Annotated in this window: 15 protein-coding genes; 14 read left to right on the top strand and 1 reads right to left on the bottom strand. The window is 65.9% G+C overall.

Annotation, left to right across the window (positions count from 1 at the left end):
• Positions 1 to 9: 9 nt before the first annotated feature.
• The gene (locus E5679_RS13645; protein ID WP_138416776.1) at positions 10 to 792 is read right to left on the bottom strand and encodes a LamB/YcsF family protein; all 783 of its coding nucleotides are present in this window, start codon (positions 790 to 792) and stop codon (positions 10 to 12) included.
• A gap of 141 nt (positions 793 to 933) precedes the next feature.
• On the opposite strand from E5679_RS13645, the gene E5679_RS13640 reads away from it, so the two are divergent.
• The 14 genes from E5679_RS13640 to E5679_RS13575 all read left to right on the top strand — a co-directional run bounded on the left by E5679_RS13640 (position 934) and on the right by E5679_RS13575 (position 15,073).
• Positions 934 to 1,866, top strand: a complete 933-nt coding sequence (locus E5679_RS13640; RefSeq protein WP_171042387.1) for a LysR substrate-binding domain-containing protein — start codon at positions 934 to 936, stop codon at positions 1,864 to 1,866.
• Between the two features lie 55 nt (positions 1,867 to 1,921).
• Positions 1,922 to 2,983, top strand: coding sequence for a 2-hydroxyacid dehydrogenase (locus E5679_RS13635; protein ID WP_138416772.1), 1,062 nt, complete (start codon positions 1,922 to 1,924; stop codon positions 2,981 to 2,983).
• A gap of 8 nt (positions 2,984 to 2,991) precedes the next feature.
• Positions 2,992 to 3,699 carry a GntR family transcriptional regulator gene (locus E5679_RS13630; protein WP_171042386.1) on the top strand — a complete coding sequence of 236 codons (708 nt, stop codon included), beginning with the start codon at positions 2,992 to 2,994 and terminating at the stop codon, positions 3,697 to 3,699.
• A 70-nt stretch (positions 3,700 to 3,769) separates the two neighbouring features.
• Positions 3,770 to 4,522, top strand: coding sequence for an SDR family NAD(P)-dependent oxidoreductase (locus tag E5679_RS13625; protein ID WP_138416768.1), 753 nt, complete (start codon positions 3,770 to 3,772; stop codon positions 4,520 to 4,522).
• Positions 4,515 to 5,471, top strand: a complete 957-nt coding sequence (locus E5679_RS13620; RefSeq protein WP_249336132.1) for a sugar phosphate isomerase/epimerase family protein — start codon at positions 4,515 to 4,517, stop codon at positions 5,469 to 5,471. The genes E5679_RS13625 and E5679_RS13620 overlap by 8 nt, the downstream gene beginning before the upstream one ends.
• On the top strand, positions 5,472 to 6,260 hold the full coding sequence (locus tag E5679_RS13615) for an SDR family NAD(P)-dependent oxidoreductase (protein ID WP_138416766.1): 789 nt from the start codon (positions 5,472 to 5,474) through the stop codon (positions 6,258 to 6,260).
• Complete coding sequence (locus tag E5679_RS13610) at positions 6,253 to 6,987, top strand: SDR family NAD(P)-dependent oxidoreductase (RefSeq protein ID WP_138416764.1); 735 nt, start codon at positions 6,253 to 6,255, stop codon at positions 6,985 to 6,987. The genes E5679_RS13615 and E5679_RS13610 overlap by 8 nt, the downstream gene beginning before the upstream one ends.
• A 31-nt stretch (positions 6,988 to 7,018) precedes the next feature.
• Positions 7,019 to 8,059 (top strand): zinc-binding dehydrogenase, encoded by a 1,041-nt coding sequence (locus tag E5679_RS13605; protein ID WP_138416762.1) that lies wholly within the window; start codon positions 7,019 to 7,021, stop codon positions 8,057 to 8,059.
• 271 nt (positions 8,060 to 8,330) lie between these two features.
• Positions 8,331 to 9,647 (top strand): MFS transporter, encoded by a 1,317-nt coding sequence (locus E5679_RS13600; RefSeq protein ID WP_138416760.1) that lies wholly within the window; start codon positions 8,331 to 8,333, stop codon positions 9,645 to 9,647.
• A 52-nt stretch (positions 9,648 to 9,699) separates the two neighbouring features.
• Entirely contained in the window at positions 9,700 to 10,575 is an 876-nt protein-coding gene (locus E5679_RS13595; RefSeq protein WP_138416759.1) for an ABC transporter ATP-binding protein, read from the top strand.
• Positions 10,572 to 11,414 carry an ABC transporter ATP-binding protein gene (locus E5679_RS13590; protein ID WP_138416757.1) on the top strand — a complete coding sequence of 281 codons (843 nt, stop codon included), beginning with the start codon at positions 10,572 to 10,574 and terminating at the stop codon, positions 11,412 to 11,414. The genes E5679_RS13595 and E5679_RS13590 overlap by 4 nt, the downstream gene beginning before the upstream one ends.
• Positions 11,411 to 12,454: an ABC transporter permease gene (locus E5679_RS13585; RefSeq protein ID WP_138416754.1), complete on the top strand. Its 1,044-nt coding sequence runs from the start codon at positions 11,411 to 11,413 to the stop codon at positions 12,452 to 12,454. Before E5679_RS13590 ends, E5679_RS13585 begins: the two co-directional genes overlap by 4 nt.
• Positions 12,455 to 12,456: 2 nt before the next feature.
• Positions 12,457 to 13,383, top strand: a complete 927-nt coding sequence (locus tag E5679_RS13580) for an ABC transporter permease (protein WP_138416752.1) — start codon at positions 12,457 to 12,459, stop codon at positions 13,381 to 13,383.
• A 31-nt stretch (positions 13,384 to 13,414) separates the two neighbouring features.
• A complete protein-coding gene (locus E5679_RS13575; RefSeq protein ID WP_171042385.1) occupies positions 13,415 to 15,073 on the top strand; it encodes an ABC transporter substrate-binding protein in 1,659 nt (552 codons plus the stop codon).
• The last annotated feature ends 87 nt before the right edge of the window (positions 15,074 to 15,160 follow it).

Raw genomic sequence — 15,160 nt, 5'->3', positions numbered from 1 at the left:
TGCCGGTGATCAATGGGCTGTGAGAGCGTTCGCCCCGGCGAGGGGGGCGATGGTGACGCGGGCGTCGACCAGGGCCTGCTTGACGCGGCGCGCGACGGCGACGGCGTCCGGACCGTCTCCGTGCAGCAGCACGGAGTCCGTGGTCACGGCCAGTTCCTTGCCGTTGCGGCTGATGACGACCCCGTCGCGGACCATCCGGACGGTGCGCTCCGCGATCTCATCGGTGTCATGGATGACGGCGTTGGGCTCCCGTCGTGGGGTGAGCGTTCCGTCGTCCTCGTAGTTGCGGTCGATCACCCCGACGAGCCCGATCCTGATGCTGCGGCGGGAGGCGGCGTCGACGACGGCCCCCGCCTGGGTGAGGACGATGATCGAGGGGTCCACCAGGGCGACGGCTTGGACCATGGCCTCGGCGTAGTCCTCGCGGGTGATCACGAGATTTCCAAGCCTGCCGTGGGGGCAGAGGTGCGTGACGGACGTGCCGTGTGCGGCGGCGAAGGCCGAGAGGGCGCCGAGCTGGTACATCACGTCGGTGCGCACCTCGTCCGCGGTGAGATCCATCGCCCTGCGGCCGAAGCCCACGAGGTCGGGGAAGCTCGGGTGCGCGCCGATGCTGACTCCGCGCCGGACGCATTCGGCCACGGTGCGGTCCATGACGCGGGGGTCGCCGGCGTGGAAGCCGCACGCGACGTTCGCCGAGCTGACAATGTCGAGGAGGGCGTCGTCGTCGCCCATCGTGTAGGCGCCGAAGCTCTCGCCGAGATCGGCGATCAGGTCCACTGTGGTCGTCATCGAGCCTCCTGTGCCTGGTGGGTTGGTAGCGGGGGTGCTGATGGAAAAACCGTACGGGCGGCGGTTGCCGTGCGCTAATATGCGTTTCGCATAGACATATATGGCTGCCTTATGGCACAGACCGAAACATCGGAGATCTTGATGGAAACGCGGCGTCTGCGGTACTTTGTGACCATCGTCGACAGCGGGACGATAACGAGGGCCGCTGAATTGCTGCATCTCGCCCAGCCTGCACTGAGCCAGCATGTCTCGGCTTTGGAATCGGAATTCAAGCAGCAGCTGCTCGTGCGCAGTCGGCGGGGAATTGTTCCGACTGCCGCAGGCCGTTCCCTGTATCGCTATGCCCAGAGCATTCTCCGGCTCGAGACCGAGGCACACCACGAGATCAACTCCGAACTCTCGAGCCCCTCGGGGACGGTCACGATCGGCCTGGCGCCCTACAGCCTGGCCTCGTCGCTCACGATCCCGATTCTCCAGACCATCCGCTCGCGTTATCCGCGCATCGTCCTGCGAATCGTCGAGACGCTCACGGTGATTCACAGCCAGGCGATTCGCATGGGGCAGATTGATGCTGCGCTCGTGTATGATCCCGGGCCGATTCGGGGCGTGAAATTCGATCGCATTTCTACTGACCCCCTCGTCCTTGTCACTCCGGCCGATCTCGAAGTGCCGGGAGCGGGCGAGGAGGAAGTCCCAATTTCCGCGCTCGCGGATTTCGAATTCATTCTTCCCACGCGCACCCATACGCTGAGGAACCTGATGGAGCAGACGCTGAGCCGGGCGGGTCTCGAGCTCAAGGTCTTGATCGAGATGGAGCACAGTCGGCCTCTCCGTGACGCGGTCGCGCTGGGGCTCGGCGTGACCGTCCTCCCTCGGCCGGCGGCAGAGGCCCGGTTCCACGGCAACGAGTTCAGCCTGCGCAGGATCACCGATCCCGAGCTCACGGCAGGATTCGCCCTCGCGACGCCGGATCACGAGCCGATGTCAGCGGCAGCCGATGCGGTGGTGCAGACCCTGCGGGAGATGCTGCTGGGCCCAGACGGGCCTTGGACGGGGACCGACGAGGGCGAATGACCGGGGGTTGACAAGTCCTCGGTCCCTCAAATTCTATAGAATATAGATTTCCCCGATGAAGGGGCAGCTGAAGGACGGAGACCCCATGACCTATCGAGTCGCAGTCACCAAGGGCTACGCGGAGGAGGACGGCAGCACCATCTTCGGGGATATCGGCCTCTCTCGGCTGACGCAGGCCGGACTTGAATGGAAGGTCCTGCCCCAGAAGATGGGCCACCTCGCTGCCGACCAGCTCGAGGGCTTCGACGCCGCGCTCGTCCTGGGCGCGGAACGCGTCACCGAGGAATCGCTGCCCGCCGGCGGCCGGCTCCGGCACATCGCTCGGTTCGGAGCAGGCTTCGACGCGGTGGACGTCGAGGCGTGCACACGGCGCGGCGTCCTGTTGACCAATTGCCCCGACGCGGTCCGTCGCCCGGTCGCCGATTCCGCGATCGCGCTGCTGTTCGCGCTCGCCCACAACCTCGTCATCAAGGATCGTCTGGTCCGCGAGGGGCGATGGGACGAACGCGCCGCCTGGCGCGGGTCGGGGCTCGACGGCGCCACCGTCGGGATCGTGGGACTCGGCGGCATCGGCCTTGAAACGGCTCGACTCGTCCGCGCGCTGGGGATCCGGACCGTCGCCTACAACCGCTCCGACCGCCGTCGCGAGGCCGACGCCCTCGGCGTCGAGGTCCTGGCGCTCGACTCCGTCCTCGCGCAGAGCGATTACCTCATCATCACGGTCGCGGCGAATGCCGGGACCCGCCGCCTCATCGGCGAACGCGAGCTCTCGCTCATGAAGCCCACGTCCCGACTCATCAACCTCGCCCGCGGCAGCGTCGTGGACGAGGAGGCGCTCATTCGCCGCCTGTCGGACGGACGCCTTGCCGGCGCTGGGCTCGACGTGTTCGAGCGGGAGCCGCTTGACGTGAAGAGCCCGCTCGTCGCCATGGACAACGTGATCCTCGCGCCCCATTCGCTGTGCTGGACGGATAGCTTCACGGACGCCGTTTCGGGCAGCGTGATGGAGTCGATCATCGACGCAAGCCAGGGCGTCGTGCCGCGGAACGCCGTGAACCCTGAAGCCTGGGCCGGGCACCGAGAGCCACAGGGTGCCGGCACGGCGCATGTCGGATGATAGATCTCATGAACCAACGGACCGTCCAGAGCAGCGCGCGCGCCATCCGCAGAGCCGGACTGCGCGAAAGCGTCTACGAGTCGATCCTCGAGATGCTCGTCGAGGGGCAGGTCGAGGAGGGCGCTCCGCTTCGGGTCGAGGCCCTCGCCCAGCTTCTGGAGGTCTCGCCCACTCCGGTCCGCGAGGCGCTCGTGCAGCTCGAGTCCACAGGTCTCGTGAAGTACGTGGCGAACAAGGGCTATACGGCAGCGCCGCACCTTTCCGCCGACGAGAAGGTGGCCATGATGGACGCCCGGCTCGTCCTCGAGGTCGCTGCCGTGCGGCGCGCCGCGGAACTCGGCGACCCCTCCGTCCCGAGCCACCTCCGCGACGTCCTTGAGGGCCAGCGCGAGGCGGCGTCCCGGCTCGAGGGGAAGGATGGCGAGCAGCAGAAGGACGCGCTCCGCGAATTCCTCAAGCTCGACCACTCGTTCCACGACGGCATCCTGCACGGCTGCGGAAACCACTTCCTGTTCCGGCTGGCCGCCACGCTGGACGCCCAGGCCCAGCGCATGCGGCAGTCATTCCTCAATGGCATCCCGGACGCCGAGGACGTCCTGGCCGAACATTCCGCGATCGCCGAAGCCATTGCCACCGGTGATCCGGACGCCGCGGAACGGGCTATGCGCGATCACCTCTCACGGGTCCTCAGCCTTTCGCTGACGCAGGCAGATTGAGCCGACCTTCCCAGTCCGAAGGCTTCCCAAGATCAAGAATTATATAGATTATCAAACGGCAAGGAGAATCATGGCAGGCACAGCAGTGATCACGGGCGCCGGTTCGGCGCGCGGAATTGGGGCGGAAGTCGCCCGTCGGCTCGCGAAGTCGGGGTGGAACCTCGGGCTCCTCGACATCGACGAGAGCGCGGTCAAGGCCCTCGCGGGCGAGATCGAGGCGGCCTTCGGGGTGCGCGCACTCGGTGTAGGGGCTGACATCTCGGACGAGACCGCAGTCGATGAGGCGATCAGCCGGTTCGAGCAGGAGCTCCCGCCGATCCAGGCCCTCGTGAACAGTGCGGGCGTGAGCTCGCCGGTCGCGTTCCTCGACCTCGACCTCGCCACCTGGGAGCGGGTCATGCGCATCAACGCCACGGGAACGTTCGTCATCACGCGGCGCGTGGTGCCCGACATGATGGAGCGCGGCTACGGCCGAGTCGTGAGCCTCGGATCGACGGCCATGCAGAACGGCGGAGGGACGTTCAGCAAGTCGGCCTATGCGGCCTCGAAGGGCGCCATCGAAGCCTTCTCGCGCGCGCTCGCGCTCGAGATCGCCCCGCAGGGCGTGACGGTCAACGTCATCGCGCCGGCCACGATCGACACCGACATCATGGGCGGACCCATCACTGAGGACCGCAAGCCGAAGTTCCTGGCCCAGCTCCCCGTTGGCCGAATCGGCACGCCGGGAGAAGTCGCGGCGCTCATCGAATTCCTCATCGGCGAGGAGGCCGGCTACATCACCGGCGCGACCTACAACATCAACGGGGGCCTCCGCATTGGCTAGAACGCTCCCCGGCGCCGACTGGTCCATCGCGGCTGCGATGCTCCAGTTCCCGGGCACGCACGACGGCGTCCCCGTCGCCGAATTGCCCTCCGCGGTTTGGCGGCAGCAGCTCGAGCCCGTCGTCGAGGCGGGCTTCTCCGCCGTCGAAATCCCGACGTCGTGGATCAGCATCGGCGATCTCCCAGATCCGCGCGTCGCCGAGCTGCGCGCGGTCCTCGAGGATGCGGGGCTCGAGGTTCCCGGTATCTCGGTCGTACGCCGCAGCGTCATCCACCCCGAGCGAGGCGAGGACAATCTGGCCCTCGCGCACCGGACCGTCGATGCCGCCGCGGCCTTGGGCGTCCCGATCGTCTGCGTCGGCCTGCACGACGAGCTGCTCGATGCGCAGAAGCAGGTGACGTGGTTCTGGACCGTGCCCGGCGCACAGCGCCCCACCGACCCGGAGACGTATGAGCTTGCCGTGCGCCGCTATCGCGAGCTCGCCGAGCATGCCTCGGGAGTGGGCATCGAGCTCTCCCTCGAGCTGTACGAGGATACGTACCTCGGTAGCGGGAAGGACGGGGTGAGGTTTCTCGAGGACATCGGTCACCCCGCCGTCGGCCTCAACCCGGACGTGGGCAACCTTGTCCGGCAGCAGCGGCCCATCGAGAGCTGGCAGGAGACGTTCGCGCTCACGCTCCCGCATGCCAACTACTGGCACATCAAGAACTATGCGCGGCTCGAGGATCCCTCGCGGGACCTGGTGCTCACCCACCCGACGTCGCTCGAGCTCGGCATCATCAACTACCGGGAGATGACCCAGGCCGCGATTGCCCAGGGATTCAACGGGGCATTTGTCGTGGAGCACTATGGGGGTGACGGCCTGAGCGTCGGGGCCTCGAACGCCGACTACCTGCGCAGCATTCTGCCTGCACGCACAACTCGTGAAACGTCAGAAACGGAGAAGTAAATGGTTCTGCCCGCATACCCCGCCGCACCGTTCCCCACGGAGCGCACCGCCATTGTCACCGGCGCAGCTTCGCCCCGAGGCATCGGGCGGGCCACGGCGCACCGGCTCGCGCAGCAGGGCTGGGCTGTCGCCGTCGTCGACCTCGATCGCGAGGCGAGCGAGAAGGTGGCCCTCGAGATCCAGGAGCAGCACGGCGGTGCGGCTCTTGGCGTCGGCGCGGACATCAGCGATCGGGCCTCGGTCGACGCCGCAGTCGCGCAGATCGCGCAATCGCTTCCGCAGATCGTGGGCCTCGTCAACAACGCTGGGATCAGCTCGCCGACCCCCTTCCTCGAAGTGACGGACGAGGAATGGCGCCGCGTGATCGATGTGAACCTCAATGGCACGTTCTACATCACCCAGGCGGCGGTGAAGATCATGGCCGAGCACAAGATCGGCCGCATCGTGAATATCTCTTCCGCGTCTGCCGAGCGAGGCGGCGGGGTGTACGGGCGGGCGGCCTATTCGTCGTCGAAGGCCGCGCTGCTCGGAATGGCGCGCACGCTCGCCCGCGAACTCGGGCAATACGGGATCACGGCGAATTCGGTGGCGCCGGGTTCGATCGATACGGACATCATGGGGGGTCGGCTGAGCGACGAGCGCAAGGCCTTCCTGCTCCAGGAATTGCCGGTGGGCAGGATCGGCACGGTCGACGACGTCGCGAACGTCATCGAATTCCTCCTGCGTGAGGAATCGGGCTATCTGACCGGCGTGACCTACGACGTCAACGGAGGGTCCCACATTGCCTGACTTCAACGCAGATCTCACGGGGCAGACCGCCGTCGTCACCGGAACCAGCTCGGGGATCGGCCGCGCCATCGCCGAACTCTACCTGCAGAACGGCGCTGAGGTGATCGGCATCCAGCGGCGGCCGGCGGGCATCGCCCACGAGCGCTATCGCGACGTCACGGCAAATCTGGCCAACCCCGGCGAATTGGCCGACGCGGCGCAGGCAATTCTGGAAAGCGATCAGGTGGATATCCTCGTGAACAATGCGGGAATCAATATCCGGCATAAGTTCGAGGAATTCCCCGGAAATGACTGGGATCAGGTGCTGCAGATCAATCTCCGCACCGTCATGGAGCTCATCCAGATCTTCGGCCGGCCCATGCTCGATCGGGGCGAGGGAACCGTGATCAACATGGCGTCGATGCTGTGCTTCTTCGGGGGCTTCACGGCCTCGGCCTACGCAGCATCCAAGGGTGCGGTGGGCCAGCTCACCAAGTCGATTGCGAACGAATGGGCCCCCCGCGGCGTCAACGTCAATGCGATTGCCCCGGGTTTCATCGACACCGAAATGAACGTCGCCCTCCTCGCCAACGAGACGCGGGAGCGCCAGATCCGTGAGCGCATCCCCGCCGGTCGGTGGGGGCGGCCCGAAGACATCGCCGGGGCGGCGCTGTTCCTCGCCTCGGGGGCCGCGCGTTACGTCCATGGTGTGGTGCTGCCCGTCGACGGCGGCTACCTGTCGCGCTGAGAATCTGGCCTCGAGAGAAAGAAGCTGAATCATGAAAGCTGTTATCGCCCACGGGGAAGGGGATCTTCGGGTCGAGCCCGTCGAACCCGTCGTCGTCTCGCCGGACCGCGTCCTCGTGCGCGTGGTCTACGGCGGGATCTGCGGCTCGGACCTCCACTATGCGAAGGAGGGGCGCAACGGAGCCTACGTCATCAAGACGCCGCTGACCCTCGGGCACGAAGTGGTTGGCGTGGTGCACGACATCGGCCCCGCGGCGGAAACGAGCCTCGGTGTTGGAGCGAAGGTGGCGATCCATCCCGCCCGTCCCACGCCTCTCCCGGGCGGCGTGCACGGGGCGGGCTTCAACCTCACTCCCGGTGGCAGCTACCTGGGCAGCGCCTCGACCGATCCCCACACCCAGGGCGGCTTTGTGGAGTTCCTCGAGGTCACCCCTGAGCAGCTCCGCGAGTTGCCGGACAGCCTGCCCCTTCGGCGCGCCGCCCTCTCCGAGCCGCTCGCCGTCGCCCTGCACGGCATCGGCCGACTCGGTGAGCGGGTCCGGGGCGCGAACGTCCTCGTGAGCGGTGCCGGGCCCATCGGCTGCCTCGCGATCATCGCACTCCGGGCTGCCGGCGCGGGTCGCGTCGTGGCCGCGGACCTCCAGGGGCTTCCCCTCGAGGTCGCGCGCGAGGTGGGGGCCGACGACGTTGTCCGCTTGGGTGCGGGGGAGCGGCTCGAGCCGGGCAGTTTCGACGTTGTTGTCGAGGCCGCGGGAGTGGTGCCGTCGCTCGTGGCCGCCCTCGACGCCGTGCGACCGGGAGGTTCGGTCCTCCAGCTCGGCATGCTCCCGGCGGGACCCCTTCCCATTCCCATGGCGGGGCTCATCGCCAAGGAGGTCACCCTCTTCGGATCGCAGCGCTTCGACGTCGAGCTCGACGCCGCGGTGGCCCTGCTGGCCGCTGACCCCCGCGCGGAGGCAGTGATCACCCAGGTGTTCGGGATCGACGAGGCGAAGGAGGCATTTGCGTGCGCAGCGGATTCATCACGCTCGTCGAAAGTGCTGATCAACATTTCTGAGGACCCGGAGAAATAGTCCGCCCTCCGGCTCGAAGATAAAAATCGAATAACGCCGAGGGGCGACGCCGCGATGCCTGCGCGGGGTCGCCCCTCGCTGCTTCTGCCCAGAAATCACGCGGATCGGCCAGTCTACGAGAAGCGACATAAGGATTTCATTGGGTCCCATGTGAAACGGCTATCTATCGAACCGGTCTTGATCCAGCGTGAAGTGCCTCACAATACTTATTTCTGTCCCCCTGAATCAAAACGGGCGGACGGCCCCACCATCCCCATCTGAGGAGTGCTCCATGTCCCAAACACGGGAAACGCTGGTTTCCGAGCGCATTGAAACGCGCTCGATCAGCGCCAAATCGGTGATCGCCGGCCTGTCCGGGATTTTCGTCGAGCTGTACGACAACGCCATCTACGGTTTTCTGGCGGGCACGCTCGCCGTCGTCTTCTTCCCCAGCAGCGACCCGTCGACCGCCATGCTGCTCGCGCTCGTCGCCTTCGGCATCCCGTTCTTCATCCGCCCGCTTGGCGCCGCTGTGGGCGGCTACTGGGGCGACAAGATCGGCCGCCGTGCCGTCCTCATCTTCCTTGTGACGACGATGAGCGTCGCGACCGGCCTCATCGGCGTCCTCCCGAGCGCCGCCGCGATCGGCGTGGCATCGCCCATCCTGCTGGTGGTCCTCCGCTTCGTCCAGGGCTTCTCGATGGGTGCGGAGACCGGAAACGGCAACTCGTACCTCTCCGAGAACGCTCCGCAGAACAAGCGCGGCCAGGTGGTCAGCTACGCGAACGCCGCGACGTTCATTGCCATGATGTTCGGCACGCTCTTCGCAGCCGCCCTGACCTCGGCCCTCGGCAACGCCGCCATGGCCGACTGGGGCTGGCGCCTCCCGTTCCTCGTCGCCTTCCCGATGGGCCTCGCGGCGCTCTGGGTCCGCTTCAGCGCGGGCGAGTCGCCCGAGTTCGAGAAGGTCGAGTCTGACGGCCTCGTGGTCCGGAACCCGCTCCGCGAGGCTTTCGCCAGCAAGAGCGCCCGCCGCGGCATGCTCATGACGATCCTGCTCCCGCTGTTCAACAGCTCCGGCTACTTCATCCTCTTCATCTACATGCCGAGCTTCATGACGTCGCAGCTCAAGTTCTCGGCAGTCCAAGGCCTCGTGGTGACGGGTGTGGCGCTCCTCGTCGGCTCGGTCACCTCGCTCATGGCCGGCCGCCTCTCGGACCGCTTCGGCCGCAGGCCCCTCCTAGCAGGCTCCTCGGCGCTCATGGTCATCGGCGGGTTCCCCTGCTACTACCTGCTCACTCAGGGTTCGATGATGCTCGCGCTGCTGGGCGTCGTGCTCATGTCCGTGATCTTCTCGGGGACCTTCGGCGTCGTTCAGACCGCCATGACCGAGCTCTTCCCGACCCGCATCCGGACCGCCGCGTACGGCTTCGGCTACAACATCGGCACGGCAATCTTCGGCGGTGCAGCCCCCGCGCTCATCTCGTTCCTCATCGGAGTCACGGGAAGCATCTGGGTTCCCGCCGCGTACCTCGTCATCACCTCCGCCGTCGCGTGCATCACGGCGCTGAAGATCCGCGAGACGGCCTTCGAGCCGCTGCCTGAGTGAGTCGGCTGCCTGAGTCAGAGTTTCTTCGCACACTGTCAGAGAGGACAGTCCCGTGAGTCGTCTTGCGAAACCGCTGGAGCGCGCCGATGAGGCGATCGCGGTTGAGCGCTTCGCGGTCGCCTACCGAACCGAGTTCGGGCTCGTCCCCGCGGTCTCCAACGTTTCCTTCGCCTTGAAGCGTTCCGAGCGTCTGGCCGTCGTCGGCGAATCGGGTTCGGGCAAGACAACTCTGGCGATGGCCATCGCCGGCCTGCTTCCCCATGAAACGGCCCAAGTCGATTACGGCGTGGCCCGGGTGGCAGGCCGGCCAGTGGACATGAGCGCGAGCAGGAGTGTCATTCCTGTCCGGCACGAGGGCGTCTCGATGATCTTCCAGGACGCGATGACGTCGCTCGACCCCGTCGCGACCATCGCGCACCAGTTCCGCTCGGTTCTGGGAAAGCGCGGCGTTCGCAGGTCGGAGATCCGGGCCGAGTCGATCGAATGGATCGAGAAGGTCGGCATTCCGAATCCAGAACGCGTCCTCAAGCTCCATCCGTACGAGCTCTCCGGCGGGATGCGGCAGCGCGTCATGATCGCTCTCGCCATGTGCAGCAAGCCGGCGGTGCTCATCGCGGACGAGCCCACGTCGGCGCTCGACATCGTCGTCAGCCGAAGGATCATGGACCTCGTGCTCTCGCTGGCCGTCGAGCTCGGAACGGCCGTCATCGTCATCACCCACGACATCGATCTGGCTCGCAAGTACACGGATCGGATGCTCGTGCTCTACAACGGCGAGGTTCAGGACCTGTGCAGCACCGACAGCGTGACGAGCGCGGAGCGCTCGCCCTATACACGGGCTCTGCTCGACTGCGTTCCGCGCCTTCAGGACTACGACAAGGAGTTCCTGCCGACTCTCGCCCGCAGCATCGAGAGGGCAGCGTCATGACGTCCTCGGATGGGACAGACTTCGAGCTGACGCTTTCCGCGGTCCGGAAGGACTTCGGGCGCGGCCACCGGAAAGTCACCGCCGTCCAGCCCGTCGACTTGAGGCTCGACGCTCATTCCGAGCTTGGAGTGATCGGGGAGTCCGGTTCGGGGAAGTCGACCCTTGCGCGCATGATCGTGGGCCTCGAGCACCCGACAAGCGGGGTGATCTCGTATCAGGGCCGATCGGTCGAGGACTGGCTGTCGAATCGCGCAAGCCGGCTCGCCTACCGGCAGCAGGTTCAATACGTCGCCCAGGACACCACGTCGTTCGACCCGCGCCAGACGTTCTTCGAATCGGTTTTGGTGCCGCTGCGGATCCTGCGGGGCGTCCAGAGCCGCAGCGAGATCCGCGACCGTCTCGAGGCGATCGCCGAGGACCTCTCGCTCGACCCGGCGCTCTACTCCCGGTATCCGCATCAGGTGTCCGGCGGCCAGCGGCAACGCTTCGCGCTCGCCCGTTCGCTCGTCGTCGAGCCCCGCCTCCTGATCTGCGACGAAGTGGTGTCCGCGCTCGACGTCTCGGTGCAGGGCGCGGTCCTCAACCTCATCAAGCGGCACGTGGCACGGCATCGGATGGGCCTCATGTTCGTGGCCCACGGGCTTCCCGCGGTGACATTCATCAGCTCGGAACTCCTGGTGATGCGGCACGGCGAAGTGGTCGAGCGGGGAGCAGTGGACCGCGTCGTGAACGAGCCGCAGCACCCCTATACGCGGGAGCTGCTCGAGGCGTACGCGGATTCGTCAAGCCCTGAATCGAGCCCCGAGTCGGGTCCTGAACAGCGGGAGGCCGCGCTATGAGCTGGTATCGGGCGAACAGGTGGTGGGTGCTGCGGCTCGCACGCCTTCCCCTCGACATCTTCGTCTTCGGCACGATCGCGTTCTTCCTCGTCCGGCTGCTTCCGGGCGACCCCGTGAGCGTGGCGATCTCCTCCCGCTCCGGGACCGTATCTCCCGAGGCGATCGCCGCAGTGCGGACCCAGATGGGCCTCGATGGAACCGTGTGGGATCAGCTGCTGAGGTTCTGGGGCGGGCTCTTCCAAGGCGATCTCGGCCACTCGCTCGTGACCGGCGCCCCCGTCATCGACGAGGTGTTCTCCCGGCTTCCCTCCACGATCGAGCTCATCGTCCTGGGCCTGATCGGGGCGTTCGTCCTCTGCCTCGTCCTCGGGTTCCTCTACCTTCGGTTCGCGAACCGGGCGCTGCGGGCCAGTATCCGGGTCTATTCGTCCTTCGCCACCACGGTGCCGGTGTTCGTCGTCGCCATCTTCCTCATCGTGATCTTCTATGTGATCCTCGACTGGCTGCCGGCACCGTTGGGAAGGGTCTCGTCCGGGACCCTGCCCGTCATCACGGGCTTCCCGCTCGTCGACGAGCTGCTGACCGGGAATGTCGACTTGTTCGGCGAGACGCTCGTGCAGTACATCATGCCCGTTGCGGCGATGGTGCTGACCTACACCCCGAACCTCCTCACCCAGTACATCGGAGGGCTCGACCGCGAGCTAGTCCAGCCGACCACCCGATTCCAAGTGGCGGCCGGTGTGCCTCGGAAATGGATCTTCTTCAGCGTGTTCCGGCGCTCGCTGTCCAGCGTCGTAGTGGTGTTCGGGCTGTTCTTCGGCTCTCTCATCGGCGGCGCCGTCACGATCGAGAGCCTCTTCGGGTTCGGCGGGATCGGCGCGCTCGGCGTCCGCTCGGTCCAATCCGTGGACTTCACGGCGCTCCAGGGGTTCCTCGTCGTCGTCGTCGCCGTCTGCCTGATCGCGATGCTCGTCGTCGACCTCGTGAACATGTGGCTCGACCCCCGCCGTCGGCCGGGCATCGAAAGTGAGGCTAGCTGATCATGGCGGAGACTCTCATCGCCAAGACCGTCCAAGCGCCCCCCAGGCGCCCTGCGCGCAAGCGTTTCGGCTGGTTGCGCGTGACGCTCGCGTTCCTCCCGCTCGTGGCGATCCTCGTCGTCGCCCTCTTCGCGCCGCTCATCGCACCGTATGATCCCGTGACCACCGTCGCGGCCTCGCGGCTCCCGCCGTCGGCCGCGTATCTCTTCGGCACGGATGCCGTCGGGATGGATGTGTTCTCGCGCACCATCTTCGGTGCGCGGGTCGCCGTTCAGTTCGGCGTGATCGTGGCGCTGTGCAGCACGATTGGCGGGATCCTGATCGGGACCTTCATCGGCCTCTCGGAGAGCAGCCGCGGGGTTGTGGGGTGGATCGGGCGTCTGCTGAACCAGATCAGCGATTACCTCATCGCGATTCCGTCGATCATCCTGGGCATCGTCGTCGTCGGCATCATGGGATCTTCGGATTTCGCGCTCATCGTGGCCATTACGCTCTGCCTGATCCAGGCGACGATCAAGCTCACCCGCGCCGAGGTGCTTCGAGTGCGTCGCGAGGCGTATCTCGAGGCGGCGAAGCTCGCCGGCGAGAGCCCGCTGCGGTCCGCGCTCGTCCACGTGGTGCCGAATTCCATTGGGCCGGCGATGCGCAACATGCCCCTCGTCTTCGGCAACTGCGTGATCATCCTCGCGAGCCTCGGCTTCATCGGCGTCGGCGTGAAGGCGCCGACGCCCGAGTGGGGCTACATGATCTCGTCGGCGCTCTCGTCGCTCATGCTCGGGCGCTGGTGGCCGGCCATCTTCCCCGCCATCTTCGTGGCGCTTTCAGTCCTCGCCATCGCCTATTCATCCCGGGCGATCCCACAGGTTTGGCCGTACTTGGCGGCCAACGTCAAGAAGCGGTTCCGCACGGAAAGGAATAGTCGTGCCTGATAGGAGAGAAATGGTGCCTGATAAGAAATGGGTGCCTGACAATAAGGCGGCGCGTCACAAGAAAAAGCTGGGGATTCTTGCCGTGGGAGCGGCGGCGGCCATCGTCTTGAGCGCCTGCAATAGCCACGGCTCCACGGCCGGCGGCAATGCCCCCGCCAAGAACTCGATCACCGTGGCCGTGGCGGCAACGCCGACGAGCTATGACTTGGACGGATCCTTCGCCGCGTCGAATGAGAACTACACCATGTGGTCGCAGACTCAGATCGGTCTGCTGAACTACAAGACGACAACCAAGAATGGCGTTGTCATCACTGACTTCACTCATTTCGAGGGGGCGCTCGCCGAGAAGGACAACCCCTACACGGTCAGCGACAACGGTCAGACTTACACCTTCCATCTTCGCAAGGGGGTGCTCTCGCAGGCCGGCAATCCCTTCACCGCCGAAGACGTCCGCTGGTCGGTGGAGCGCAAGCTCAGCGACCATGGGGTGGGGCTCACCCAGATCAAGAATTACTTCAACTCCATGGACCAGGTCCAAGTCATCGACGACTCCACGATCGCGTTCCATCTCCACAATGCCGGGAACGACAACGTCTTCCTTCCCATCTTCACGGGCCAGACCGGGCGCATCTACGACAAGACCGAGCTGCTCAAGCACGCCACGAAGGACGATCCCTGGGCCGTGAAGTGGGCGACGCAGAACACCGGGTGGGGCTACGGGCCGTACATGGTCGACTCAGTCACCCAGGGCCAGCAGCTTGTCCTGAAGGCGAACCCGAACTACCCCGTCGGGAAGCCGCAGTTCACCAGCATCACCATGAAGGTGGTTCCTGACTCCGGGACCCGCGCCCAGCTCGTCTCCTCTGGGAACGTGGACGTCGCCGAAGCATTGACGCCGAGCGACCTGAAGTCGATCAAGGACTCACCCAAGGTCCAGGAGCCCTCGGTCGAGCACCCCATCGAGTTCGACGACATCTCGCTCGTCCAGAACAAGGCGCCGTTCGACGACAAGCTGGTCCGTCAGGCATTCAACTACGCGATCCCGTACGACAAGATCATCAGCCAGGTGTACGAAGGCTTTGCGGTGACCAGCCCCGGCTGGTTCACCCCCACCATGGGCGTTCCCGGCCTCTCGACGCAGCCTGCCTACACCTATGACGTGAACAAGGCCAAGGACCTGCTCGCGAAGGCCGGGAAGACCAACGTGGATGTCACGCTCTCGGTTTCCAACGCGGTCCCCGACATCGTCGACACGGCCATCATGATCGGTTCCTACGCGAAGGCGGCAGGATTCAACGTCACCGTCCAGCAGCTCAACCCCGCGGATTTCGCGACCGGTCGCCTCAAGCAGACGTTCCAGTCGCTGCTGGTGGCCAACCGTGTGCAGGTGCAGGTGCCCTCGTTCGTGAACAACTTCTTCCTTCCGGGCGATCCGAGCAACAGCGGTGCGTTCGTCCCGAATGATCAGTGGAAGTCGCTCATGGCGTCGGCCATCGCAGCCGGACCCGGCACGAGCGAGCAGGCGGCTCCGTACTGGCAGAAGGTGAACGACTACATCAACCAGGACGCGAGCCAGCTTCCGATCCTCTACAAGCAGCCCAACCAGGCATACAGCAAGGATCTGGCGAACCTCTCGTACCGGTACGACAGCACCGTTGACTACAGCATCCTGAAGACCGCAGGGAGCTGATTCAGTGCACCATTGAGGGGTGGGCCCCCCGGGGCGGGGGCCCCCCCCACCGGGGGGGGGACAGGGGAGGGTCGGGCGCGGCCGAGG

The sequence above is a fragment of the Sinomonas gamaensis genome (genome assembly GCF_005876955.1).
Taxonomy (GTDB): Bacteria; Actinomycetota; Actinomycetes; order Actinomycetales; family Micrococcaceae; genus Sinomonas; species Sinomonas gamaensis.
The sequence above is the reverse complement of the archived record's forward strand: the minus strand, read 5'-3'. Positions and strand labels throughout refer to the sequence as shown.